Source organism: Stenotrophomonas sp. YJH_SMC_25 (assembly GCF_059369595.1).
In genome coordinates this window covers 1-24,028 of record NZ_JCAFSV010000009.1, presented here as the reverse complement: position 1 = coordinate 24,028, position 24,028 = coordinate 1, and the positions used below count along the sequence as shown (strand labels likewise).

The following is a 24,028-nucleotide window of genomic DNA, read 5'->3' as shown; positions in this document are numbered from 1 at the left end:
CGGGCCGTTTCAGGCTGAGATGCCCCTGATGTGAGCCGGTAATGACCAAATCCGAACTGATCGAAATCCTTGCGCGCCGCCAGGCGCACCTGAAGGCCGATGATGTCGATCTGGCGGTGAAGTCGTTGCTGGAGATGATGGGCGGATCGCTGTCCGCCGGGGATCGCATCGAAATCCGTGGTTTTGGCAGCTTCTCGCTGCACTATCGTCCGCCGCGCCTGGGTCGCAACCCGAAGACCGGCCAATCGGTTGCCCTGCCGGGCAAGCACGTCCCCCATTTCAAGCCGGGCAAGGAACTGCGCGAGCGGGTCAGCAGTGTGCTGCCGCTGGACGCCGATCCGGCCTGAGCCCCCGTCGCGCCACCGCGTGCGAATCCAGCCGCGGGTCGGATAAGCTACGGACTCCTGCCACTGGAGCTGTCGCATGAAGGTCTTTCGTCTGCTGGTCCTGCTGGCGGTCCTGATCCTTGGGCTGATCATTGGTGCGGTCAACATGACCGCGATGTCGATCAACCTGCTTTTCACTCAATTGCACACCTCGGTGGGCGTGGCGCTGATCGCTGCACTGCTGGTGGGTGTCGTGGTCGGTGCCGGCCTGGTACTGGTGAGCGTGGTCATTCCGCTCTACAGCCAGCTGCGCCGTGCCAACAAGTCCGTGGCGGCAACGCCGGCCGCGGGTGTTTCCCCCCAATCTTTTGATGGACGCTGATCGAAGATGGATTTCGTCACCGAGTGGCTTTGGTTTTTCCTGTTCGTTCCGCTGGCCGCACTGGCCGGGTGGGTGATCGGCCGGCGCGGTGGCCAGCGCCACGGTGACAACCAGGTCAGCCGCCTGTCCAGCACCTACTTCCGTGGCCTGAACTACCTGCTCAACGAGCAGCCGGACAAGGCCATCGAACTGTTCCTGCACATCGCCGAACTGGACAAGGAAACCTTCGAGACCCAGGTCGCGCTAGGCCACCTGTTCCGCCGCCGCGGTGAAGTCGACCGCGCCATCCGCCTGCACCAGGGGCTGGTCAACCGCCACGACCTGAGCGACGCGCAGCGCGTGCAGGCCCTGCTGGCGCTGGGCGAGGACTATATGAAGTCCGGCCTGCTGGACCGTGCAGAGACCGTGTTCACCGAGCTGGCGCATCTGGACCAGCGTGCCCCGCAGGCGCTCAAGCACCTGATCGGCATCTACCAGGCCGAGCGCGACTGGGAAAAGGCGATCGACAACGCCACCCGCTTCGAAGACGTCACCGGCGAGCCGATGGGCAAGCTGATCGGGCAGTTCGAGTGCGAACTGGCCGAACGCTTCCGCGGCGCCGGCAAGCTGGAAGAGGCGAGGGCAGCGATTGCCCGGGCCTACCAGGCCGATGCGATGTCGGTGCGCGCCGGCATCATCGAAGGTCGCCTTGAGACCGATGCCGGCAACGCTGAAGCCGCCGTGCGTGCATTCGAGCGCGCCGCGCGCAACGACCCGGAGTACCTGCCGGAGCTGCTGCCGGCGTTGATGGAAAACTACCGCAAGGTAGGCGATCTGGCAGGCGCACGTGCGTTCCTGTCGGAAATGACCGAGCACTACCGTGGCATCGCCCCGGTGCTGGCCCTGACCCGGCTGATGGAAGAGCAGGAGGGCGTGGCTCCGGCCCGAGCCTACCTTGGCCGCCAGCTCAAGGATCGTCCGTCGGTGCGTGGCGAATCGGCGCTGATCGACCTGACCTTGGCCGAGGGCGCCGATTCCACGGCGACCCTGCATGACCTCAAGCACATCACCGACCAGCTGCTGGTGCGCAATCCCGCTTACCGCTGCACCCGTTGCGGGTTCGGTGCACGCACCCACCACTGGCAGTGCCCGAGCTGCAAGGAGTGGGGCACGGTCAAGCCACTGCTGAACTACGCGGTGCTCTGATCCATGCCGTGGCTCGTGATGGGCGCGCTGCTGGGGCTGGCCCTGCTGAGTGCGGGGTTGACCTGGGCGGCACGGGGTTATGCCCTGCGCCAGCAACTGGTGGACCAGCCCGGCGAGCGTCGCAGCCATAGCGTGGCAACGCCGCGCGGTGGTGGCATCGCCATCGTCATCAGCCTGCTGGTCACCGCCGGTGCAGCGATGTGGGTCTGGCCTGAATCGATACCGAGCCTGCTGGTGGCCAGCCTGGGCCTGGTGCTGGTGGCGGGCATCGGCTGGTGGGACGACCACCGGCCGTTGCCGGCCATGCGCCGCCTGCTGGTGCACTTCATTGCCGCCGCGCTGCTGGCCGCCCTGGTCAAGGTGCATGGTGGAAGCTGGTTGCTGGCCGGGCTGGTGCTGGTATTCACCGCCTCGTTGATCAACATCTGGAACTTCATGGATGGCATCAACGGTATTGCCGCCAGCCAGGCCATTGTTGTTGCGCTGGGCCTGGCGCCGGTGCTGCCGTGGCCGTATTCGCTGGCCGCGGTGGCGCTGGGCCTGGCCTGCCTGGGCTTCCTGCCGTTCAATTTCCCGCGGGCCCGGATCTTCATGGGTGATGTCGGAAGTGGCGCGCTGGGCTATGCAGTCGCCGTCGTCCTGGCGATCGCTGCGGTGCGTACCGATATCAACTGGATCCTGCTGCTGGTGCCGGCTTCGGCGTTCCTCGTGGACGCGGGCTTCACACTGGCGGCGCGCATCATCTCCGGACAACGCTGGATGGAACCCCATACCCAGCACGTCTACCAGCGGGCGGTGCAGGCAGGAGCCAGCCACGCGCAGGTGACAGGGATGTACTTTGCTTTGGGCCTGTTCAGTATTACAGTGCTTAATGTCTGCTCCAATTTGCAGCCGAGGTGGGAGGCTGTCCTGGCGGTCGCGTGGTTTCTCGCGCTGAGCGTCCTCTGGATCCTCCTGCGCAATGGATTGCGTCACCGACAAGGAAATACCTGACTTATGGCTTCACCCTGGCGGGACAGAATCCTCGGCCTGATGCCGCGTTCGGCCATCGTCTGCCACGACCTGTTCATGGTCTGGGCATGCTGGCAGCTGCTCCACGCCGGGCGGTACTCGATCCTCCCCAACGCGCCCTCGCTTCCGCTCTGGAATGTCGACACCACCCTGGTGCTGCTGCTGCAGGGCCTGGTGTTCTGGCGCGTGGGCCTGTATCGCGGGCTGTGGCGTTTCGCCAGCGTCAGCGACCTGCTGAACATCTTCAAGGCCAGCTTCATCGGCCTGGTCGGCATCGTGCTGGTGCTGATGTGGAAGCGTTTCGACGGCGTGCCGATGTCGGTGCTGGTGATCTATCCGTTCGCGCTGTCGGCGCTGCTGGGCGCGCCGCGCCTGCTGTACCGGGCCTGGAAGGATTACCAGGCACTGCAGTCGGATTCGAGCGCGCGCCGCGTGCTGATCCTCGGTGCGGGGCAAGCCGCCGAGACGCTGGTCCGCGATCTGCGCCGCTCCGGCAACTTCGAACCGGTCGGCCTGCTGGACGACGCACCGCACCTGCGCGGCGCCAAGCTGCAGGGCCTGCCGATCCTGGGCAGCCTCGATGATGCCCCGGCCGTGGTCCGCGAGACTGCGGCCAAGTTGCTGGTGATCGCCATGCCCTCGCTGGATGCCGCAGGCATGCAGCGGGTGGTCGCCATCTGCGAAAGCACCGGCGTGCCGTTCCGCACCGTGCCCAAGCTGAGCGACATCCTGCAGGGGCAGTCGCTGCCCGGCCAACTGAAGGAAGTGGCGATCGAGGACCTGCTCGGCCGCAAGCCGATCACCCCGGACTGGAACCTGATCCGTGGCTGGTTGGGCGGGCGCACCGTGATGGTTACCGGTGCCGGTGGCTCGATCGGCTCGGAGCTGTGCCGCCAGTGCGCGCGCCACGGTGCCGGCCGCATCATCCTGCTGGAGATCAGCGAACTGCTGCTGCTGACCATCGAAGGTGAGCTGCGTCGCAGCTTCCCCGATATCGAGATCGAAGCGGTGCTGGGCGACTGTGGCGATCCTGCGGTGATCCGCCATGCGCTGTCGCTGCATCCGGTCGACACCGCGTTCCATGCCGCAGCGTACAAGCATGTGCCGGTGCTGGAACGGCAGCTGCGCGAAGCCGTGCGCAACAACATCCTGGCGACCGAGAACGTGGCCCGCGCCTGCCTGGAAGCGCGCGTCGAGCATTTCGTGTTCATCTCCACCGACAAGGCGGTCGATCCGGTCAACGCGCTGGGTGCCAGCAAGCGCTATGCCGAGATGATCTGCCAGAGCCTGGACCAGAAGTCCACGCACACCCGTTTCGTTACCGTGCGCTTCGGCAACGTGCTGGCCTCGGCCGGCAGCGTGGTGCCGCTGTTCCGCGAGCAGATCCTGCGCGGTGGTCCGGTCACGGTCACCGATCCGGAAGTCACCCGCTACTTCATGACCATCCCCGAGGCCTGCCAGTTGATCCTGCAGGCCGCAGCCTCGGCCTCGCACGGTGCGATCTACACGCTCGACATGGGCGAGCCGGTGCCGATCCGGCTGCTGGCCGAGCAGATGATCCGTCTGGCGGGCAAGCAGCCGTACAAGGATGTGCAGATCATCTATACCGGCCTGCGTCCGGGCGAGAAGCTGCACGAGACGCTGTTCTATTCGGACGAGGACTACCGCGCAACCGCGCATCCGAAGGTCCTCGAGGCCGGCGTGCGCATGTTCTCGCGCGATCTGGTGCTGGGCAACGTCCCGCGCCTGCGCGAGGCGGTGTGCAGCTACGACACCGAAACCATCAAGGAAGTCCTGTTCGCGACGATGCCCGAGTTCTCGCCAATCGAACAAGATGCTTACATTTCATCCGCTAAAGTCGTGCCCTTTCCCGCACGCGAGGCCAACAGGCACCAATGAGCAAGCGAATTCGCAAAGCAGTTTTCCCCGTAGCGGGTTTGGGGACGCGTTTTTTGCCAGCAACCAAGACCGTGCCGAAGGAGATGCTGCCGATCATTGACCGGCCGCTGATCCAGTACGCAGTGGATGAAGCAATCGAGGCCGGCTGTGACACGCTGGTGTTCATCACCAACCGCTACAAGCACGCGGTCGCCGACTACTTCGACAAGGCCTACGAGCTGGAGCAGAAGCTCGAGCGCGCCGGCAAGCAGGAGCAGCTGGAGCTGATCCGTCACGTGCTGCCCAATGGCGTGCGCGCGATCTTCGTGACCCAGGCCGAGGCGCTGGGCCTGGGCCATGCGGTGCTGTGTGCCAAGGCCGTGATCGGTGACGAGCCGTTCGCGGTGCTGCTGCCGGACGACCTGATCTGGAACCGCGGCGACAGTGCGCTGAAGCAGATGGCCGATCTCAACGAAGCCAGCGGCGCCAGCGTCATTGCCGTTGAAGATGTGCCGCACGACAAGACCGCCAGTTACGGCATCGTCGCGACCGAGGCCTTCGATGGCCGCAAGGGCCGTATTTCGCAGATCGTGGAGAAGCCGAAGCCGGAGGACGCGCCGAGCGACCTGGCCGTGGTCGGCCGCTACGTGCTGAGCCCGAAGATCTTCGAGCTGCTGGAGCAGACCGGCAGCGGTGCCGGCGGCGAGATCCAGCTGACCGATGCGATCGCGCAGCTGCTGAAGACCGAAGAGGTGGATGCCTACCGTTTCGAGGGCACTCGTTTCGACTGCGGTACGCACCTGGGGCTGGTGGAAGCGACGATCCGCTTCGCGCTGGACAACCCGAAGCTGGCAGGGCCGGCGCGGGAGAAGCTGACGGCGATGTTGGCGGAATAAGGTTTATCAAGCGCTCCGTTCGCGGCGCCTTGATTGATACGTGGTGGGCGGTACGGGTGGGCCTTTGCAGGACACGCCGTAAACCCATCCATGGGGGCTCGATGGCGCCATCCATGGCGCCAACGGTCCTGCAAAGGCCCACCCGTCCCGCCTGCCAAGTTTCCTGCGGGCGCGGACGGGAAGGGCGGAATCAAGGGCGGGAGCACAAGCAAAAAAGGCAGCCTATGGCTGCCTTTTTTGATTGTTGGGGTCAGATCCCTTTGCGCAGCAAAGGGCTCTGACCCCAGCTTTTGACCTTGCTTTTGCTAAACCCTCCGCCGCGCGGAATGTTGGGTGGCGCGGGTGGGTGAGGCTGACCGGGACTGTCAGCGGCATGGGCCAGGCGCATGCGCCTGGCGGGTTGGGCAGGGCGCCCAACCCCGGCCTTGCTGCGTGCGCAGGATTGCGCACGCTAGCAAGCCGCTGCCAAGCCCCCATGGGTGAGGGCGCTTTGCTTGCGAAGCACTGCTTCGCAAGCGCCCGAACGCACAGCCGCCAGCGGCTGGGCCGGTCTGGGGGTTCACGGCGTGTCCCGGGCAGCCTCACCCCACCCGGGCCCCACAGCCAACCGACACTCCAGCCGGCAACGCCTTGATCCTTACAGCGCCTCGAAAATACCCGCCGCGCCCATGCCGGTGCCGATGCACATCGTCACCATGCCGTACTTCTGCTGGCGACGACGCAGGCCGTGCAGCAGGGTGGCGGTACGGATCGCGCCGGTCGCACCCAGCGGGTGCCCCAGGGCAATCGCGCCACCCAGCGGGTTGACCTTGCTCGGGTCCAGGCCGCAATCGCGGATCACCGCCAGCGACTGCGCGGCGAACGCTTCGTTGAGCTCGATCCAATCCAGCTGGTCCTGGGTCAGGCCGGCCTGCTTCAGTGCCTTCGGGATCGCGGCGATCGGGCCGATGCCCATCACTTCCGGGCGCACGCCGGCCACCGAGAAGCTGACGAAACGGGCCAGCGGGGTCAGGCCGTAGTCCTTGATCGCCTGTTCCGAGGCCAGCAGCACGGCACCGGCGCCATCGCTCATCTGCGACGAGTTGCCGGCGGTGACGGTGCCGCCGAACTGGCCGTTGCGGAACACCGGGCGCAGCTTGGCCAGGCCTTCAGCCGAGGAATCCGGGCGCGGGCCTTCGTCGGTGTCGGCGATCTTGTTGCGGGTGATGATGCGCTGGCCGTCGGCCAGGTCCGGCAGGTGCGAGACGATCTCGTACGGGCTGATCTCGTCCTTGAACTCGCCGTTCTGGATCGCGGCCATGGCCTTCTGGTGCGAGGCGAGGGCGAAGGCGTCCTGGTCTTCGCGCGAGACCTTCCACTCTTCGGCGACCTTCTCGGCAGTGATGCCCATGCCGTAGGCGATGGCCACGTGGTCGTTGTCGAACACGCTCGGCGCCATGGCGATCTTGTTGCCCATCATCGGCACCATCGACATCGACTCGGTGCCACCAGCCAGCATCAGGTCGGCGTTGCCCAGGCGGATCGCGTCGGCGGCCTGCGCCACGGCCTGCAGGCCGGAGGAGCAGAAGCGGTTCACGGTCTGTGCGGCGATGGTGTTGGGCAGGCCGGCCAGCAGCACGCCGATGCGCGCCACGTTCATGCCCTGCTCGGCTTCCGGCATGGCGCAGCCGATGATCGCGTCATCGATGCGGTTGACGTCCACGCCCGGGGCCTGGGCGACGACGCTGCGCAGCACGTGCGCAAGCATGTCGTCGGGACGGGTGTTGCGGAACATGCCCTTGGGCGCCTTGCCGACCGGGGTGCGGGTGGCGGCGACGATGTAGGCGTCCTGGATTTGCTTGGTCATTGCAGTGATCTCTCGAATTTTTTAGCCGGGGTGCCGACCAACGGTCGGCACCCACCAGAGGCAGAGGAGTGCCAACCAGGGGTCGGCACCCGCCATCAATCAGTTACGCAGCGGCTTGCCGGTCTTCAGCATGTGCGCGATGCGGGCCTGGGTCTTCTCCTGCTGGGCCAGTTCGACGAAGTGCTTGCGCTCCAGGGTCAGCAGCCACTCTTCGTCCACCAGGGTGCCGCGGTCGACCTTGCCACCGCACAGCACGGTGGCGATGCGTTCGGCGATCTCGTAGTCGTACGGGCTGATGAAACGGCCTTCCAGCATGTTGACCAGCATCATCTTGAAGGTGGCGATGCCCACGTCACCGGCCACCTGGATGCGGCGTGCCGGCAGCGGCGGACGGTAGCCCGCTTCGGCCAGTGCACGGGCTTCGGCCTTGGCGATGTGCAGGGCCTCGTAGCTGTTGAACACCACCTTGTCGGTACTGCGCAGCAGGCCCAGTTCCTTGGCGTTGACCGCCGAGTTGGACACCTTGGCCATCGCCACGGTCTCGAAGGTCTTCTTCAGTTCGGCGAACACGTCACCGCCCGGGCCCGCGGCCTGAGAGGCACGCACGGCCAGTTCCTTCAGGCCGCCACCGGCCGGCAGCAGGCCGACACCGGCCTCGACCAGGCCGATGTAGCTTTCCAGGAAGGCCACGGTCTTGGCGCTGTGCATCTGGAACTCGCAGCCGCCGCCCAGGGCCAGGCCACGCACCGCTGCCACCACCGGCACCAGCGAGTACTTGATGCGCTGGCTGGTGCGCTGGAAGTTGGCGACCATTTCCTCGAACTGGTCGACCTTGCCGGCCTGCAGCAGGCCCAGTGCACCGGCCAGGTCGGCACCGGCGGAGAAGGGCTCCTTCTGCTGCCAGATCACCAAGCCCTGGAAGTCCTTCTCGGCGCGGCTCACGCATTCCTGCAGGCCGTCCAGCACCTGGTCGGACACGGTGTTCATCTTGGTCTTGAAGCTGACCACGGCAATGCCATCACCGTCGTGCCACATGCGCAGGCCGTCGTTCTCGAACACGGTCTCGCCCGGCGCGAACTTCTCGCCCAGCAGCGGATCCGGGAAGCGCTGGCGCTGGTACACCGGCAGCGACGAGCGCGGCAGCTTGGCGTTGCGCGACGGGCTGTAGCTGCCCTCGGCGGCGTGCACGCCGTCGCGGCCGTCGAAGACCCAATCCGGCAGCGGGGCATTGCTCATGCTCTTGCCGGCGACGATGTCATCGGCGATCCACTGCGCCACCTGCTTCCAGCCGGCGGCCTGCCAGGTTTCGAACGGGCCCAGCGACCAGCCGTAGCCCCAGCGGATGGCCAGGTCGACATCGCGCGCGGTCTCGGCGATGTCGGCCAGGTGGTAGGCGCTGTAGTGGAACAGGTCGCGGAAGGTCGCCCACAGGAACTGCGCCTGCGGGTGCTGGCTCTCGCGCAGCTTGGCGAACTTCTCGGCCGGGTTCTTGATCTTCAGGATCTCGACCACTTCCGGGGCGGCAGTGCGGTCGGCCGGGCGGTAGTCCTGCTTCTCCAGATCCAGTACCACGATGTCCTTGCCGACCTTGCGGAAGATGCCGGCGCCGGTCTTCTGGCCCAGCGTGCCCTTGGAAATCAGCGCGTCCAGCCACTTCGGCGACTTGAAGAATTCATGCCACGGGTCATTCGGCAGGGTGTCGCCCATGGTCTTGATGACGTGGGCCATGGTGTCCAGGCCGACCACGTCGGAGGTGCGGTAGGTGGCCGACTTCGGGCGGCCCACCAGCGGGCCGGTCAGGCCGTCCACTTCATCGAAGCCCAGGCCGAACTGCTGGGTGTGGTGGATGGTGGACAGGATCGAGAACACGCCGATGCGGTTGCCGATGAAGTTCGGGGTGTCCTTGGCGTACACCACGCCCTTGCCCAGGGTGGTGACCAGGAATGCTTCCAGGCCTTCCAGCACGGCGGCATCGGTGGTGGTGGCCGGGATCAGCTCGGCCAGGTGCATGTAGCGCGGCGGGTTGAAGAAGTGCACGCCGCAGAAGCGGTGGCGCAGCTGCTCGGGCAGCACGTCGGCCAGCTTGTTGATGCCCAGGCCCGAGGTGTTGGAGGCCAGCACCGCGTGGTCGGCCACGAACGGGGCGATCTTCTTGTACAGGTCCTGCTTCCAGTCCATGCGCTCGGCGATGGCCTCGATGATCAGGTCGCAGTCCTTCAGCTGCTCCAGGCCGGACTCGTAGTTGGCCGGGGTGATGGCTTCGGCCAGCGACTTGCTGGCCAGCGGCGCCGGGCTCAGCTTGCCCAGGTTGGCGATCGCCTTCAGCACGATGCCGTCGGCCGGACCTTCCTTGGCAGGCAGGTCGAACAGCACGGTGTCGACGCCAGCATTGGTGAGATGGGCGGCGATCTGGGCACCCATGACGCCGGCACCCAGCACGGCGGCGCGGCGGACTAGCAGGGAATTGGACATGGTGTAGGGCCTTTGTTGGTCAGCAGTTACTGGGTGGAATCAAGGGAAGCGGGCAGGGCGCTGGCGCGTGCGGCGGCGCGGAACCCGGCTTCGGCGAAATGGATCAGTTCGTGGGCGGCATGGGCACGATGCGCCGCTTCGGTGACACCGGCGGGACGCTTGATCAGCCCGAAGTCGGCCATCGCATAGGTCAGCGAGCCGGCCAGGAAGTCGAGGCGCCAGTACAGCTCCTCCTTGCTCAGGTCTGGCACGCACTCGCCGATGGCCTTGCCGAACGCACGCAGCACGTGGCCGTAGTGGTCGGACAGGAACTTGCGCAGGTTGTCGTTCTTCTCGGCGTAGGCGCGGGCGATCACGCGCACGAAGGCGCCGCCGTTCTGGCGGTCCTGGGCCAGCGCCAGGGCCGGCTCGACGAAGGCAGCCAGCACCGGGCGCAGTTCACCCGGGTGCTCGGCGCGGGCGCGCTCGAGCTGCGACAGGCGGGCACCGGTCATCTCGTCCATGCGGCGGCGGAACACCTCGTTGACCAGGTTTTCCTTGGAGCCGAAGTGGTAGTTGACCGCGGCGATGTTGACGTCGGCCTGGCTGGTCACCTGGCGCAGCGAGGTGCCGGCGAAGCCGTGCTGGGCGAACAGCTCCTCGGCCGCGCCGAGAATCCGGTCCTTGGTCGAGAAGTGGGCGGGCTTGGCCATCGGTGGGCGGACCTTAATCAAACGATTGTTTGATACTAGGACCAGACGGTACCGTATGGCATTTTGCAGTGCAGCAAAATCGGCCGACCCGGTCAGATTTCACTCAGGTCGGTGAATGGGGTAGTGCCGGCCGCTGGCCGGCAGCTCCTAGGTTGAATGGTGCCCAATGCCGGCCAGCGGCCGGCACTACCATGCCGCCGCTTTATCTTTTACAATTCGCCTACGTTTATCAGGCTAAGCCCGCGTCCCGACGCGGGTTTTTTTCATGTTACCCTTCGGGCCATCAGCGGCCCGATTCCATTGGAGACATCCCATGGCGCTGGAGCGCACCCTTTCGATCATCAAGCCGGACGCCGTTGCCAAGAACGTCATCGGCGAAATCTACGCCCGCTTCGAGAAGGCCGGCCTGAAGGTCGTGGCCGCCAAGTACAAGCAGCTGTCGCGTCGTGAAGCCGAAGGCTTCTACGCCGTGCACCGCGAGCGTCCGTTCTTCAACGCGCTGGTCGAGTTCATGATCTCCGGCCCGGTGATGATCCAGGCCCTGGAAGGCGAGAACGCCGTCCTGGCCCACCGCGACCTGCTGGGCGCCACCAACCCGAAGGAAGCCGCGCCGGGCACCATCCGCGCCGACTTCGCCGAATCCATCGATGCCAACGCCGCCCACGGCTCGGACTCGGTCGAGAATGCCGCGATTGAAATCGCCTACTTCTTCGCCGCCACCGAAGTCGTTTCGCGCTGAGAGTAATGCCGTGAACGAGGTCGTACAGTCCCCCGCCATCCAGCCGCTGCCGAAGTCGGCACCCACGGCTGGCAAGCAGAACCTGCTCGACCTCGATCGCGCGGGCCTGGAGAAGTTCTTCGTCGAGGTTCTCGGCGAAAAGAAGTTCCGTGCCCATCAGGTGATGAAGTGGATCCACCATCGCTACGTCACCGACTTCGATGAAATGACCGACCTCGGCAAGGTCCTGCGCGCCAAGCTGCAGGCCCATGCCGAGGTGCTGGTTCCCAACATCGTGTTCGACAAGCCCTCCGCCGACGGCACCCACAAATGGCTGCTGGCGATGGGCGTGGATGGCAAGAACGCCATCGAGACCGTGTACATCCCGGACAAGACCCGCGGCACGCTGTGCGTGTCCTCGCAGGTCGGTTGCGGCCTGAACTGCACGTTCTGCTCCACTGCCACCCAGGGCTTCAACCGCAACCTGACCACCGCCGAGATCATCGGCCAGGTGTGGGTTGCCGCACGCCATCTGGGCAACGTGCCGCACCAGATGCGCCGCCTCACCAACGTGGTGATGATGGGCATGGGCGAGCCGCTGATGAATTTCGACAACGTCGTGCGTGCCATGAGCGTGATGCGCGACGATCTGGGCTACGGCCTGGCCAACAAGCGCGTGACCCTGTCGACCTCCGGCCTGGTGCCGCAGATCGATCGTCTGTCTGCCGAAAGCGACGTGTCGCTGGCGGTGTCGCTGCATGCGCCGAACGACGCGCTGCGCGAGACCCTGGTGCCGCTCAACAAGAAGTACCCGATCGCCGAGCTGATGGCCTCGTGCGCACGCTACCTGCGCGCCAACAAGCGCCGCGAATCGGTCACCTTCGAATACACCCTGATGAAGGGCATCAACGACAAGCCCGAGCATGCCCGCGAATTGGCCCGCCTGATGCGCCAGTTCGACAACGCGGTGCAGGCCAAGGACTCGGGCAAGGTCAACCTGATCCCGTTCAATCCGTTCCCCGGCACCCGCTACGAGCGTTCGGAAGAAGCGCACATCCGTGCCTTCCAGAAGATCCTGCTCGACAGCAACGTGCTGACCATGGTCCGCCGTACACGTGGCGACGACATCGACGCCGCCTGTGGCCAGCTCAAGGGCCAGGTGATGGATCGTACCCGCCGCCAGGCGGAATTCAACAAGACGCTGCAGGCGGGGAAGGGGAGCGATGCCGCGGCCTGACCGCCTCTGGCTGGTTCTGTTCGCAGGCACGCTGGCCCTCGCGGTCGGCGGCTGCAAATCCCATCCCAAGGCCAAGCTTGGCCCGAGCGAGGCGCCGGTCTACTCCGTCCGTGATCCGGAAGGGGTGCGGCAGCAGGTGCGCTGGCAGGAGTTGCTGACCCTGGCCGGCCGCGACATCCAGGGCGGCAATCTCGATGCTGCCGAGCGCAAGGCGCGCGAAGCCCAGAAGCTGGTGCCGACGGCCCCCGACGGCCTGGTCCTGCTTGCGGGCATCGACGAGCGTCGCGGTCGCAGCCAGCAGGCCGGCGAGAACTTCCGCAAGGCTGCCGAGCTGGCGCCGCAACGTGGCGACGTGCTCAACAACTATGGTGCCTGGCTGTGCCAACAGGGCCAGGCGGCCGAATCGCTGGTGTGGTTCGATCGTGCCCAGCGGGCGCCGGGCAATCCCGCCGTCGCCGAAGCGCAGTCCAATGCCGGCAGCTGTGCGCTGGATGCAGGCCAGTTCGAGCGTGCCGAGCGCGACCTGCGCGCGGCGCTGTCGGCGCTGCCGGGAAACCCGGTCGCGCTGGAGGCCATGGCCCAGCTCAGCTTCCGCCAGGGCCGCTACATGGAGGCCCGGGCCTTCGCCGAACGTAGGATTGCGGCTGCACCCGCAACGCGTTCCGTGTTACAACTTGCGTCTCAAATCGAAGCGCGGCTGGGTGATCGGGCGGCATCTGACCGCTATCTTCAGCGCATTCGACAGGAATTTCCGCAGGAAGCGGGCTCCTAACTCCAGGGTTGATGCATTGTGATTGATGACCAGACTGTGAGCGCTCTCGAGACTGCGGCCGGCTGCGGCACCCGCCTGCGCCAGGCCCGTGAAGCGGCCGGACTGACCCTTGAGGATGTCGGCTCGCGCCTGCGCATGCCGGTCCAGGTGGTCAGGTCGCTGGAGGAAGAGCAGTGGCAGAAGCTGGGCGCGCCAGTCTTCGTGCGCGGCCAGTTGCGCAGCTACGCGCGCCTGCTCGACGTCGATGTGAGCCAGCTGCTGGAGCAGGCCCAGGTGGGTCCTGTCGTGCCGCCCACCCTGGTCAGCCATACCCATACCCCGCGTGCGCGCCGCATTGCCGAGAATCTCGGCCGGCGCGTGCTGTACGTCGGCATCACCGCCGTGCTGGCCGTGCCGGTGTGGTTCGCCACCCGCGGCCATTTCGATGGCAGTGCCACGCCGTCGCCGAACACGGCCTCGCTGGACGCGATCCCGGCCGCTGTGCCGGTGGCCCCGTCCGCTGCGGGTGTCGAGCCGGCAGCCCCGGCTGAAGTCGCGAGTGCCCCGGCCAGCAAGCCGGCCGCAACCCCGTATGTCGCTTCGCTGTCCCCGGTGCCGCGTTCGGCACCCGCTGCGCCCGCAGCCGCCAATACGCTGGAGATGCAGTTCAGCGGCGACAGCTGGGTCGATATCGGTGGTCCGGACGGCGCCACGGTCGAAAAGGCGCTGATCAAGTCCGGCGAGAGCCGCAGCTTCACGCCGGGCCAGGTGACCCGGGTGACCCTGGGCAACGCCTCGGCGGTCCAGGTTCAGCAGAACGGCGCTATCGTCGATCTGACCCCCTACCAGCGAGCCAACGTGGCACGCTTTCAGGTATCCTCTGAAGGCTCCGTAGTCCCGGTTTCGCACTGAGGCGCGGTTTCACCACCTTCGATTAAACCCAATGGTCCCTCCCGATGGGCGGGGCGAGAGTACGCATGGCGATCGACGATCTGCTCGACGAGCACGAACAAAGTGAACGCGTCCGCAGCTGGCTGCGGAAGAATGGCGCCAGCATCCTCGGTGGCGTAGCCATCGCGATCGGTGCCATTGCCGGCTGGCAGTGGTACCAGAAGGATCAGGGCGGCAAGCTGGCCTCGGCCAACGTGGAATACCAGAAGGCCCTGGTCGGTCTTCAGCAGAACAAGCTCGACGACGCTGCCAAGGCAGTGAAGGCGCTCGAAGCGGGCCCGTCCAGCATCTATGGCGACCTCGCGGCGCTGCAGCTGGCCAAGGCCCAGGTCGACGCCGGCAAGAACGAAGAAGCGCTGGCCACCCTGCGCGCCGTGAAGGTCGAAAGCGACCTGCAGCGCGTGGTCGACCAGCGTGTGGCCCGCCTGCTGGTGGCCACCGGCAAGAGCGACGAGGCGATCAAGCTGCTGGGCAGCGCCACCGACAGCAGCAGCCTGGAAATCCATGGCGATGCGCTGATGGCGCAGGGCAAGCGCGATGACGCCCGCGCACAGTACGAGAAGGCGCTGAAGTCGCTGGACGTGGCAGCGCCGCAGCGGCGCCTGCTGGAAACCAAGGTTATGGATGCCGGCGGCACGGTCGCCGCCCCTGCGGAGTCGGTTTGATGAGTCAGAAGGTCATGATCACCCGCGTCGCCACCGTGCTCCTGATGGGCATGGCCCTGACCGGCTGCAGCACCATGAAGGGCTGGTTCGCCGGCAAGGACGCGGCAGCGAAGAAGGCCCAGGAGCCGGCTGAGCTGGTCAAGTTCGAGCCGAGCGTCAAGGTCAACAAGGCCTGGTCGGTCAACCTCGGCAAGGGCGAGCGCCGCATCGGCGTGCGCCAGGGCCCGGCGGTGGCCAATGGCCACGTGTTTGCCGCGGCGATCACCGGTGGCGTGCACGCCATCGACCTGCAGACCGGCAAGAAGGTCTGGACCTGGGAGCCGCAGAAGGAAAAGAAGAAGCCGAAGCTGCGCCTGTCCGGCGGCCCGGGTGTCGGTGAGAACCTGGTCGTGATCGGCACGCTCGATGGCCAGGTCATCGCCCTGGACATCAATGACGGCAGCGAGAAGTGGCGCGCCCGTGTTCCGGGTGAGGTCATTGCCGCGCCGGCCGTGGCCCAGGGCCTGGTGTTCGTGCGCAGCAACGACGGCCGCGTCACCGCGTTCGATGCCGGCAACGGCACGCAGAAGTGGTTCAACCCGAGCGAACTGCCGGCGCTGACCGTGCGCGGCAACGCGCCGGTGGTCACCGGTCCGGGCGTGTTGTTCATCGGCAAGGACGAAGGCGCGGTTGCCGCGCTGGCCATGCAGGATGGGCGTACCCTGTGGGAACAGAACCTTGGCAACGGCGAAGGCCGTACCGAGCTGGACCGCATGGCCGATGTCGACGGTGCTCCGGTGCTGGAGGGCAACACCCTCTTCGTGAGCAGCTTCAAGAACCAGACCATGGCCATCGAAGGCCCGACCGGTCGCCCGCTGTGGGCGCGCGACCATGGCGGTGCAGGTGGCGTGGCGGTGTCGTCGGGCAATGTGTTCGTCACCGACAACAAGGGTGGCGTGTTCGGCTTGGACAAGGCGACCGGCGCTGCCATGTGGTCGCAGACCGAGCTGGCGCGTCGTTCGCTGACCGGCCCGGCGCTGCACGGTGATTACGTGGTCGTCGGCGACTACAAGGGATACGTGCACTGGTTGAAGACCTCCGATGGTGCGATGGCGGCACGGGCGAAGAGCGGCGGTGACGCCCTGCTGGCCCAGCCGGTCGTCGTCGACGGGGTGCTGCTGGTGCAGAACGTGGATGGCAAGCTGACCGCCTTCCGGTTGGCAAATTAAAAATTGGAGTAATCGCGATGCTGCCTTTGGTCGCCCTGGTTGGACGGCCGAATGTCGGCAAGTCGACTATTTTCAATGCGCTTACGCGCACCCGCGACGCGCTGGTCCATGACCAGCCCGGCGTCACCCGTGACCGCAACTACGGCGTCTGCCGCCTCGACGAGGACAACCATTTCCTCGTCGTGGATACCGGCGGTATTGCCGGGGAAGACGAAGGCCTGGCTGGTGCCACCACGCGCCAGGCCCGGGCTGCGGCGGCCGAAGCCGATCTGATCCTGTTCGTCGTCGACGCCCGCGAGGGCACCTCGGCGCTGGACGACGAGATCCTGGCCTGGCTGCGCAAGCTGTCGCGCCCGACGCTGCTGCTGATCAACAAGATCGACGGCACCGACGAGGACAGCGTGCGTTCGGAATTCGCCCGTTACGGCTTCGGCGAGATGCTGACCGTTTCGGCCGCGCATCGCCAGGGCCTGGACGACCTGCTGGACGAAGTGATCCAGCGCCTGCCGGAAGAAGGCAGCGGAGAAGAGCTGGACAACGATCCGAACCGTATCCGCATCGCCTTCGTCGGACGTCCGAACGTGGGCAAGTCGACCCTGGTCAACCGCATCCTCGGCGAGGAGCGCATGATCGCCTCCGACGTGCCGGGCACCACCCGCGACTCGATCGCGGTGGACCTGGAGCGCGATGGACGTGAGTACCGCCTGATCGACACCGCCGGCCTGCGCCGCCGTTCGCGCGTGGACGAGGTCGTCGAGAAGTTCTCGGTGGTCAAGACCATGCAGTCGATCGAGCAGTGCCAGGTCGCCGTGCTGATGCTGGACGCCACCGAAGGCGTGACCGACCAGGACGCCACCGTGCTCGGTGCCGTGCTCGATGCCGGCCGCGCGCTGGTGATCGCGATCAACAAGTGGGATGGCCTGACCGAGTACCAGCGCGAGCAGGCCGAAACCATGCTGTCGCTGAAGCTGGGCTTCGTGCCCTGGGCCGAATCGGTGCGCATTTCGGCCAAGCACGGCTCGGGCCTGCGCGAGCTGTTCCGTGCGGTGCACCGCGCGCACGAATCGGCGAACAAGACCTTCACCACCAGCGAAGTGAACAAGGCGCTGGAAGTGGCGTACGAGACCAATCCGCCGCCGACCATCCGCGGCCACGTCTCCAAGCTGCGCTACGTGCACCCGGCCGGTTCCAACCCGCCGACCTTCATCGTGCACGGCACCCGCCTGAAGGAGCTGCAGGAGTCGTACAAGCGCTACCTGGAGAACTTCTTCCGCAAGCGCTTCAAGCTGATCGGCACGCCGGTGAGCTTCATCTTCCGCGAGGGTACCAACCCGTACGAGGGCAAGAAGAACGTCCTCACCGAGCGGCAGGTCAAGGCCAAGCGGCGCTTGATGAAGCACGTCAAGGGCAAGTGATTCACGGGAAGGCGGCCGCAGGGCCGCCTTTCTTGTCTGTGGTCGTGCCGGCCGCTGGCCGGCAACCCGATGATGCCTGGCGTGTTCACGAGGTTGCCGGCCAGCGGCCGGTACTACCCCTACGTCTACAGTCCTCGATCATGGCGAACTGTTGCGACGAGCGCGGCAATGCGGCAACGCGCATGGGGCGCTGCGGGGCGCGGCCATCATCGATTCGGGCAGCTGCGCCTGCCCCGTGAGGCTTGCCCAGACCAGGGTGGTACCCAGTACCCCTGCCAGGTACGCCACCGACACCGCGCCGATCACCAGGCCCGCGGCATGCTCCAGCCACGGAAGCAATCGGCAACACCCCTGTGCCCAGCGCGGATGGCTGCCGAGCCACGCCATCAGCAGGCCGAGCGACAGCGCGACGCCGCCCAGGCAGGCCACGTAGGCGGCCTTTGTATCCATGTCGGCAACGAGGCCGCTGACCAGGGCTGCAACCGCGAACTGCAGCGTCCAGTTGTTGATGCTGGCGAGCGCCAACAGGCATCCAGCCTCGGCGTGCGGCCAACGGGAGCGGGCCTTCAGGCCCCGGGGCAGCTGCAGGGAAAGCGGAGAGAGGGAGGTCAGCCCGGCGTCGCGCAGGCACATGCCAGCCAGGCGCAGCAGCAGCAGGCAGCCCGCGCACTCCATCGCCAGCGTCCACAGGCCGCGGTTTCCCAGCATGCCCGCCGCAACGAAGGCCGTGGCGCAGATGGTGCCCGCACCGATGGCGATACCGAACGATGCGGCCATGGCGGCGTGCCCGCCCGCGCCCATCGCGGTGCGCAGGATCTTCGCGTGATTCGACGCAGGCAGGAGCATGGCGAAGCCGTACAGCACCGCGACGATGAAGAACTGCTGCACGAAAACCTGCCACCAAACTACAGAAAGTGCCGAGTGTGGGCTGCGCTGGACGCGCCGTATTGAACGCTATTGCGACAGGCGCGAATTACCGGCATCAGCCCAGCCACAGCGACACGGCGATCCATAGCGCCAGCGCAATCATCAGCAGCCCTGCGGCCCGTTCCAGCCACGGCAGGGCACGCGCGAATCGACCCAGCACCCACGGGTGGCCAACCAGCGCGGCAACCAGCAGATCCCATAGCAGGACGATGCCGAACATCCACGCGCCATAGAAGACCTTCGTTGCGGCCTGCGGACCGTTGAGCATCGCCGCCAGCGTCGCGTAGAACAGCGCATTCTTCGGGTTCAGCAGCGCAGACAGGGCGCCCAGCCCTGCCGCCTTCCACCATCCGTGGGCACCACCCGCTGGCGATCCTGGGGCAGCGTCAGATGCCTGCAGCGTCGTCGAACCCGCATGGCGCAGGAACAACGTGCCGAGGTACAGCAGGAACCCGCAGCCCGCCAACTGCACCGCAATGAACCCTGCGCTGCCTGCGCGCAGCATGGCCATTCCGGTGAAAGCGGCCACGATGAAGACGCCATTGCCGACGGCGATGCCTGCGCAGGCGCCACTGGCAGTGCGCCAGCCCGAGGTGATCGCGGTGCGTGCAACGAGGAAGAAGTCGGGGCCGGGTGAGAGCAGGGCGAGAAAATGTACGGTGGCGATGACCAGGAACTGTTCCATCGGGTCCGGCGGCGGCGGCTGGCTGGGGCGCCAGTCTGGGGATGCGCCGCGCGACGGTATTGAACGTTATTGCAGGCTCAGCGCCGGTACTGGCCCGGGGTCGCACCGGCGTGGGCCTTGAAGACCCGCTGGAAATGGCTCTGGTCGGCAAAGCCCAGCGCATGCGCGACCACGGCCAGTGCCTGCCCTTCGCACAGCCGCCGGCGGGCCTCCTGGATGCGCTGGTCGATCTGCCAGGCGTGTGGGGTCAGGCCCGTGGCGCGTCGGAAGGCGCGGATCAGCTGGTAGCGGCTCATGCCTGCCAGCGATGCCAGCTCCTGCAGGGCCGGGGTGTGTTCGAGCCGCTGGCGCAGAACGTCCATCACCGGCTGCAAGCGCTGCTGTAACGCGGCATCTTCAAGCGGGCCGGCGACGGCAACACCATCGTGTTCATCCAGATCGCCGACGAACGCGATCAGGGCCGCTTCCTTGACGCTGACTGGATCGTCGGAGAACAGCGTCTCGTTGAGCTGGCAGTACTGCTGGTAGCGCGGGCGATGGTTGGAAATCCGGATCGGTTCCTGCTGCCAGTCGGGTTCGGGCAGGTCGTCATACTCGGCGCGGACCTCGGCCATCCAGCGCGGGTCCAGATGCAGCATCTGGTAGCTCCAGACCTGGCCGGGCAGGGGGTTGCAGGCGTGCACACGGCCTGCGGGTACGCCGACCAGACTGCCGGGCTGCAGCAGGCGCGGTCCTGCCGCAGCGCCGGTGAACAGGCTGCTGCCGGCGTCCACGGCGCCGATCGAGAAGGTGTCATGGCTGTGCGGGCGATGGCAGGCGCGGCTGTCGCACGCCCGTCGGCTTTCGACGAAGGGCATGCGCGGGTCACGCCAGAATTCGGTGGCAGAGCGCATGCAGCGGTTCCGGGATGCAGGGGCAACGCCCGCATGGTGCCATGTTCGGGGCAGGGCGCGTCGAGGGTGTCTGCGCGATAATGCCGCCATGAGCATCCAAGAGCTTTCCCCCGCGCAGGCACGCGAGCGCCTGGCCCATGGCGCGGTGCTGATCGATGTGCGCGAGGCGCACGAGCGGGCCGGCGGGATGGCCGAGGGCGCGCGCGGCGTGGCCAAGGGCGAACTGCAGGCCGACCCGGCCGCACACCTGCCGCGGCACGACCAGGAGATCCTGCTGATCTGCCAGAGCGGCAAGCGCTCGGCCGATGCCGCGCAGTTCCTGCTGCAGGCCGGCTACACAAACGTCGCTTCCGTGACGGGCGGTACCGTGGCCTGGCGCGAGCAGTCGCTGCCGCTGGTGCAGCCGCTGGCCAGCGCCGCCGACCGCGACTTCTACGACCGCTATTCGCGCCACCTGCTGTTGCCGCAGGTGGGCGAGGCCGGCCAGCGCCGGCTGCAGCAGTCGCGCGTGCTGGTGCTGGGCGCGGGTGGGCTGGGCGCACCGGCGGGGTTCTACCTGGCCGCCGCCGGGGTAGGGCACCTGCGCTTCGCCGATCACGATCGCGTGGAGCGCAGCAACCTGCACCGGCAGATCGTGCATACCGAAGCCAGCGTGGGCCAGCTCAAGGTCGATTCCGCGCGTGAGCGGCTGCTGGCGCTCAACCCCTCGATCGAGGTCGAGGCGGTGCCGGAGCGGGTCACCTCCGAGAACGTGGATGCGTTGCTGGACGGCGTGGACGTGGTGCTGGACGGCTCGGACAACTTCCCGCTGCGCTACCTGCTCAACGACGCCTGCATCAAGCACGCGATACCGATGGTGTACGCCGCCATCGAGCGCTTTGATGGCCAGGTAAGCGTGTTTGACGCCGGCCGCCAGCGTGGCGTGGCGCCGTGCTACCGCTGCCTGTTCCCCGAGCCGCCGCCGCCGGAGTTCGCGCCGAACTGCTCCGAGGCCGGTGTGCTGGGCGTGCTGCCTGGCCTGGCCGGCGTGCTGCAAGCGACCGAGGTGCTGAAGCTGCTGCTGGGCATCGGTGAACCACTGGTCGGCCGCCTGCTGCGCTTCGATGCGCTGGGCATGCGCTTCCGCGAGACCGGCATCCGGCCGGACCCGCAGTGCCCGGTGTGCACGCCGGGCGTGCCATTCCCGGGGTATATCGATTACGCCGCGTTCTGCCGGGATGGGTGAGGCTGGCCGGGGAATGCCTTGGTAGATGCCGACCTTGGTCGGCGTTTTCGTGCCAACCAAGGTTGGCACCTACCGAAGCGGATGCATGGTTTCGGGATCCGGCATCCGGCCGGACCCGCAGTGCCCGGTGTGCGCGCCGGGTGTGCCATTCCCGGGGTATATCGATTACGCCGCGTTCTGCCGGGATGGGTGAGGCTGGCCGGGGAATGCCTTGGTGGATGCCGACCTTGGTCGGCGTTTTCGTGCCAACCAAGGTTGGCGCCTACCGAAGCGGGTGCATGGTGGCACCCGCCGATGCGGATGCATGGTTTCGGGATGATGCTGGGGGTCACTCCCTGCATCGTTCCACCTCCAAGACAATCCGGCGCAACATGCGTGCTATTGCCGTCATCGGCATTGCTCTATTGTTGAACCCGATTCTGGATCTTGGGGAACACACCGCATGGCGGTAGAAGCAGCGACCAGCGAGCTGGTCAAAGTCGTCGCCCTGTTGGGCGCGGCGGTGGTGATGGTGCCCCTGTTCCGCCGGGCCGGCCTGGGCTCGGTGCTGGGCTACTTCGCCGCTGGCCTGGCGATCGGACCGTTCGGGCTGGGCTGGTTCTCAGACCCGCAGGCGATCCTGCATACCGCCGAGCTCGGCGTGGTGATGTTCCTGTTCGTGATCGGCCTGGAAATGCGGCCCTCGCATCTGTGGAGCCTCCGCAAGGAAATCTTCGGGCTGGGCACGCTGCAGATCGTCACCTGTGCGCTGGTGCTGACCAGCATCGCCAAACTGTTCGGCCTGCCGTGGCAGGTGGCCTTCATCGGCGCCACCGGCTTCGTGCTGACCTCCACTGCGGTGGTGATGCAGCTGCTGGCCGAGCGCGGTGACATCGCGCTGCCGTCGGGGCAGAAGATCGTCTCCATCCTGCTGTTCGAAGACCTGCTGATCGTGCCGTTGCTGGCGCTGGTGGCCTGGATGGGCCCGAGCGCGGGCAGCGCCGATGGCGAGGGTTCGCGTTGGCTGTCGGTGGCGATCGGTGTGGGTGCCATCGTCGGCCTGGTGCTGGTCGGCCGCTTCCTGCTCAACCCACTGTTCCGCGTGCTGGCCGAGTCGAAGGCGCGCGAGGTGATGACCGCCGCCGCGCTGCTGGTGGTGCTGGGTGCGGCGCTGCTGATGCAGCTGTCCGGCCTGTCGATGGCGATGGGCGCGTTCCTGGCCGGCGTGCTGCTGAGCGAATCGACCTTCCGTCACCAGATCGAAGCGGACATCGAACCGTTCCGCGGCATCCTGCTGGGCCTGTTCTTCCTCAGCGTGGGCATGGCGCTGGACCTGGGCGTGGTGGCTGGCAACTGGCAGCTGATCCTCGGCCTGGTGCTGGCGTTGATGGCAGCCAAGGCGCTGTGCATCTACGTGGTCGCGCGCATCATGGGCAGCGACCACGCGCAGGCGCTGGATCGCGGCGTGCTGATGGCGCAGGGCGGCGAGTTCGCCTTCGTGCTGTTCTCTGCCGCCGCATCGGCCGGCGTGATCAATCTGGAGATCAATGCCAATTTCACCGCCGTGGTGGTGCTGTCGATGGCGCTGACCCCGCTGGTGGTGCTGGTCTACAAGCGCATCGCACCGAAGCCGACGGTGAACATGGACGGCGTGGACGAGGCCGAGGGCCTGTCCGGCAGTGTGCTGCTGATCGGCTTCGGCCGCTTCGGCCAGGTCGCCAGCCAGTCGCTGCTGGCGCGCGACGTGGACGTGACCATCATCGACAACGACGTGGAGATGATCCAGAGCGCCGCGCGCTTCGGTTTCAAGATCTACTACGGCGACGGTACGCGACTGGATGTGCTGCATGCCTCCGGCGCGGCCACCGCACGTGCGATTGCGGTCTGCGTGGACAGGGCCGAGGCCGCCGACCGCATCGTCGAACTGGTGTCGCACGAGTTCCCGCAGGCCAAGCTGATGGTGCGCTCGTTCGACCGCGAGCATTCGCTGCGGCTGATCCATGCTGGTGTTGATTTCCAGATCCGCGAGACGTTTGAATCGGCGGTGTTGTTCGGCCAGGCCGCGCTGGTGGAACTGGGTGCGGACGAGGACGACGCGGTGGAGATTGCCGAGCAGATCCGTCGCCGCGATGCCGAGCGCTTCGAGCTGGAGATTGCCGGTGGTGGCTTGAATGCCGGCGCCAAGATGGTGTTCGGCAACTCCGGCCAGGGCGTGCCGACGCCGACGCCGTTCACCGCGCCGAAGCGGGCGAGCAAGACGTTGAACCCGCAGGACGTGCCGGAAGAGGAAGAATAAAGCCCGGTCGTGCCGGCCGCTGGGCGGCAGATGCGGAAACGTTCCGACGTCATGAGGTTGCCGGCCAGCGGCCGGCACTACCGTGAGGGGAATTGCCGGAGCCGGCGGTTGGTAGTGCCGGCCGCTGGCCGGCAGATACGGAAACGTTCCGACGTCATGAGGTTGCCGGCCAGCGGCCGGCACTACCCGGGTCGGGAATTGCCGAAGCCGGTGGTTGGTCGTGCCGGCCGCTGGCCGGCAGGTACGGAATCGTTCCGACGTCATGGGGTTGCCGGCCAGCGGCCGGCACTACCGTGTGGGGAATTGCCGAAGCCGGTGGTTGGTAGTGCCGGCCGCTGGCCGGCAGATACGGAAACGTTCCGACGTCATGGGGTTGCCGGCCAGCGGCCG

At 66.6% G+C, this 24,028-nt stretch carries 21 protein-coding genes; 15 read left to right on the top strand and 6 right to left on the bottom strand.

Going from position 1 to position 24,028, the window contains the following annotated elements; all coding sequences use genetic code 11:
* Positions 1-41 precede the first annotated feature (41 nt).
* The 6 genes from AC5P7E_RS13385 to galU all read left to right on the top strand — a co-directional run bounded on the left by AC5P7E_RS13385 (position 42) and on the right by galU (position 5,678).
* Complete coding sequence (locus tag AC5P7E_RS13385) at positions 42-347, top strand: integration host factor subunit beta (protein WP_049397760.1); 306 nt, start codon at positions 42-44, stop codon at positions 345-347.
* A gap of 76 nt (positions 348-423) precedes the next feature.
* Positions 424-708, top strand: a complete 285-nt coding sequence (locus AC5P7E_RS13380) for a lipopolysaccharide assembly protein LapA domain-containing protein (RefSeq protein ID WP_005409287.1) — start codon at positions 424-426, stop codon at positions 706-708.
* Positions 709-714: 6 nt separating this feature from the next.
* The gene (gene lapB, locus AC5P7E_RS13375) at positions 715-1,893 is read left to right on the top strand and encodes a lipopolysaccharide assembly protein LapB (protein WP_049397759.1); all 1,179 of its coding nucleotides are present in this window, start codon (positions 715-717) and stop codon (positions 1,891-1,893) included.
* 3 nt (positions 1,894-1,896) lie between these two features.
* Positions 1,897-2,886: an MraY family glycosyltransferase gene (locus tag AC5P7E_RS13370; RefSeq protein ID WP_114618664.1), complete on the top strand. Its 990-nt coding sequence runs from the start codon at positions 1,897-1,899 to the stop codon at positions 2,884-2,886.
* Positions 2,887-2,889: 3 nt separating this feature from the next.
* Positions 2,890-4,803: a polysaccharide biosynthesis protein gene (locus AC5P7E_RS13365; protein WP_005413043.1), complete on the top strand. Its 1,914-nt coding sequence runs from the start codon at positions 2,890-2,892 to the stop codon at positions 4,801-4,803.
* Positions 4,800-5,678 carry a UTP--glucose-1-phosphate uridylyltransferase GalU gene (gene galU / locus AC5P7E_RS13360; RefSeq protein ID WP_005409291.1) on the top strand — a complete coding sequence of 293 codons (879 nt, stop codon included), beginning with the start codon at positions 4,800-4,802 and terminating at the stop codon, positions 5,676-5,678. Before AC5P7E_RS13365 ends, galU begins: the two co-directional genes overlap by 4 nt.
* 637 nt (positions 5,679-6,315) lie before the next feature.
* Here the strand turns inward: galU and AC5P7E_RS13355 are convergent.
* From AC5P7E_RS13355 to AC5P7E_RS13345, 3 genes are all read right to left on the bottom strand, one after another.
* Positions 6,316-7,524 (bottom strand): acetyl-CoA C-acyltransferase, encoded by a 1,209-nt coding sequence (locus tag AC5P7E_RS13355; RefSeq protein WP_005409292.1) that lies wholly within the window; start codon positions 7,522-7,524, stop codon positions 6,316-6,318.
* Between the two features lie 99 nt (positions 7,525-7,623).
* Entirely contained in the window at positions 7,624-9,996 is a 2,373-nt protein-coding gene (locus AC5P7E_RS13350) for a 3-hydroxyacyl-CoA dehydrogenase/enoyl-CoA hydratase family protein (RefSeq protein ID WP_114618665.1), read from the bottom strand.
* 26 nt (positions 9,997-10,022) lie between these two features.
* Positions 10,023-10,688, bottom strand: a complete 666-nt coding sequence (locus AC5P7E_RS13345) for a TetR/AcrR family transcriptional regulator (protein WP_005413120.1) — start codon at positions 10,686-10,688, stop codon at positions 10,023-10,025.
* 313 nt (positions 10,689-11,001) lie between these two features.
* Here AC5P7E_RS13345 and ndk point away from each other — a divergent pair, with 313 nt between their 5' ends.
* From ndk to der, 7 genes are all read left to right on the top strand, one after another.
* Positions 11,002-11,427: a nucleoside-diphosphate kinase gene (gene ndk / locus AC5P7E_RS13340; protein ID WP_005409295.1), complete on the top strand. Its 426-nt coding sequence runs from the start codon at positions 11,002-11,004 to the stop codon at positions 11,425-11,427.
* A 10-nt stretch (positions 11,428-11,437) separates the two neighbouring features.
* Positions 11,438-12,643 carry a dual-specificity RNA methyltransferase RlmN gene (gene rlmN, locus AC5P7E_RS13335; RefSeq protein ID WP_005409296.1) on the top strand — a complete coding sequence of 402 codons (1,206 nt, stop codon included), beginning with the start codon at positions 11,438-11,440 and terminating at the stop codon, positions 12,641-12,643.
* Positions 12,630-13,415: a tetratricopeptide repeat protein gene (locus tag AC5P7E_RS13330; RefSeq protein WP_114618666.1), complete on the top strand. Its 786-nt coding sequence runs from the start codon at positions 12,630-12,632 to the stop codon at positions 13,413-13,415. Before rlmN ends, AC5P7E_RS13330 begins: the two co-directional genes overlap by 14 nt.
* Positions 13,416-13,433: 18 nt before the next feature.
* Positions 13,434-14,306, top strand: a complete 873-nt coding sequence (locus AC5P7E_RS13325) for a RodZ domain-containing protein (protein ID WP_005409298.1) — start codon at positions 13,434-13,436, stop codon at positions 14,304-14,306.
* 65 nt (positions 14,307-14,371) lie between these two features.
* Positions 14,372-15,010, top strand: coding sequence for a YfgM family protein (locus AC5P7E_RS13320; protein WP_005409299.1), 639 nt, complete (start codon positions 14,372-14,374; stop codon positions 15,008-15,010).
* Positions 15,010-16,218: an outer membrane protein assembly factor BamB gene (bamB, locus tag AC5P7E_RS13315; protein WP_005409300.1), complete on the top strand. Its 1,209-nt coding sequence runs from the start codon at positions 15,010-15,012 to the stop codon at positions 16,216-16,218. Before AC5P7E_RS13320 ends, bamB begins: the two co-directional genes overlap by 1 nt.
* A gap of 17 nt (positions 16,219-16,235) precedes the next feature.
* Positions 16,236-17,633, top strand: a complete 1,398-nt coding sequence (gene der / locus AC5P7E_RS13310) for a ribosome biogenesis GTPase Der (protein ID WP_005413118.1) — start codon at positions 16,236-16,238, stop codon at positions 17,631-17,633.
* A 138-nt stretch (positions 17,634-17,771) separates the two neighbouring features.
* Here the strand turns inward: der and AC5P7E_RS13305 are convergent, their stop codons facing one another.
* The 3 genes from AC5P7E_RS13305 to AC5P7E_RS13295 form a co-directional block, all read right to left on the bottom strand.
* Positions 17,772-18,521 carry a lysine transporter LysE gene (locus tag AC5P7E_RS13305; protein ID WP_114618668.1) on the bottom strand — a complete coding sequence of 250 codons (750 nt, stop codon included), beginning with the start codon at positions 18,519-18,521 and terminating at the stop codon, positions 17,772-17,774.
* 94 nt (positions 18,522-18,615) lie between these two features.
* Positions 18,616-19,245 (bottom strand): LysE family translocator, encoded by a 630-nt coding sequence (locus tag AC5P7E_RS13300; protein WP_062606288.1) that lies wholly within the window; start codon positions 19,243-19,245, stop codon positions 18,616-18,618.
* A gap of 77 nt (positions 19,246-19,322) precedes the next feature.
* On the bottom strand, positions 19,323-20,138 hold the full coding sequence (locus AC5P7E_RS13295; RefSeq protein ID WP_005409304.1) for an AraC family transcriptional regulator: 816 nt from the start codon (positions 20,136-20,138) through the stop codon (positions 19,323-19,325).
* An 88-nt stretch (positions 20,139-20,226) separates the two neighbouring features.
* On the opposite strand from AC5P7E_RS13295, the gene moeB reads away from it, so the two are divergent.
* The gene (moeB, locus tag AC5P7E_RS13290; RefSeq protein ID WP_495222848.1) at positions 20,227-21,363 is read left to right on the top strand and encodes a molybdopterin-synthase adenylyltransferase MoeB; all 1,137 of its coding nucleotides are present in this window, start codon (positions 20,227-20,229) and stop codon (positions 21,361-21,363) included.
* Positions 21,364-21,805: 442 nt separating this feature from the next.
* A complete protein-coding gene (locus AC5P7E_RS13285) occupies positions 21,806-23,638 on the top strand; it encodes a monovalent cation:proton antiporter-2 (CPA2) family protein (RefSeq protein ID WP_114618670.1) in 1,833 nt (610 codons plus the stop codon).
* Positions 23,639-24,028 lie beyond the last annotated feature (390 nt).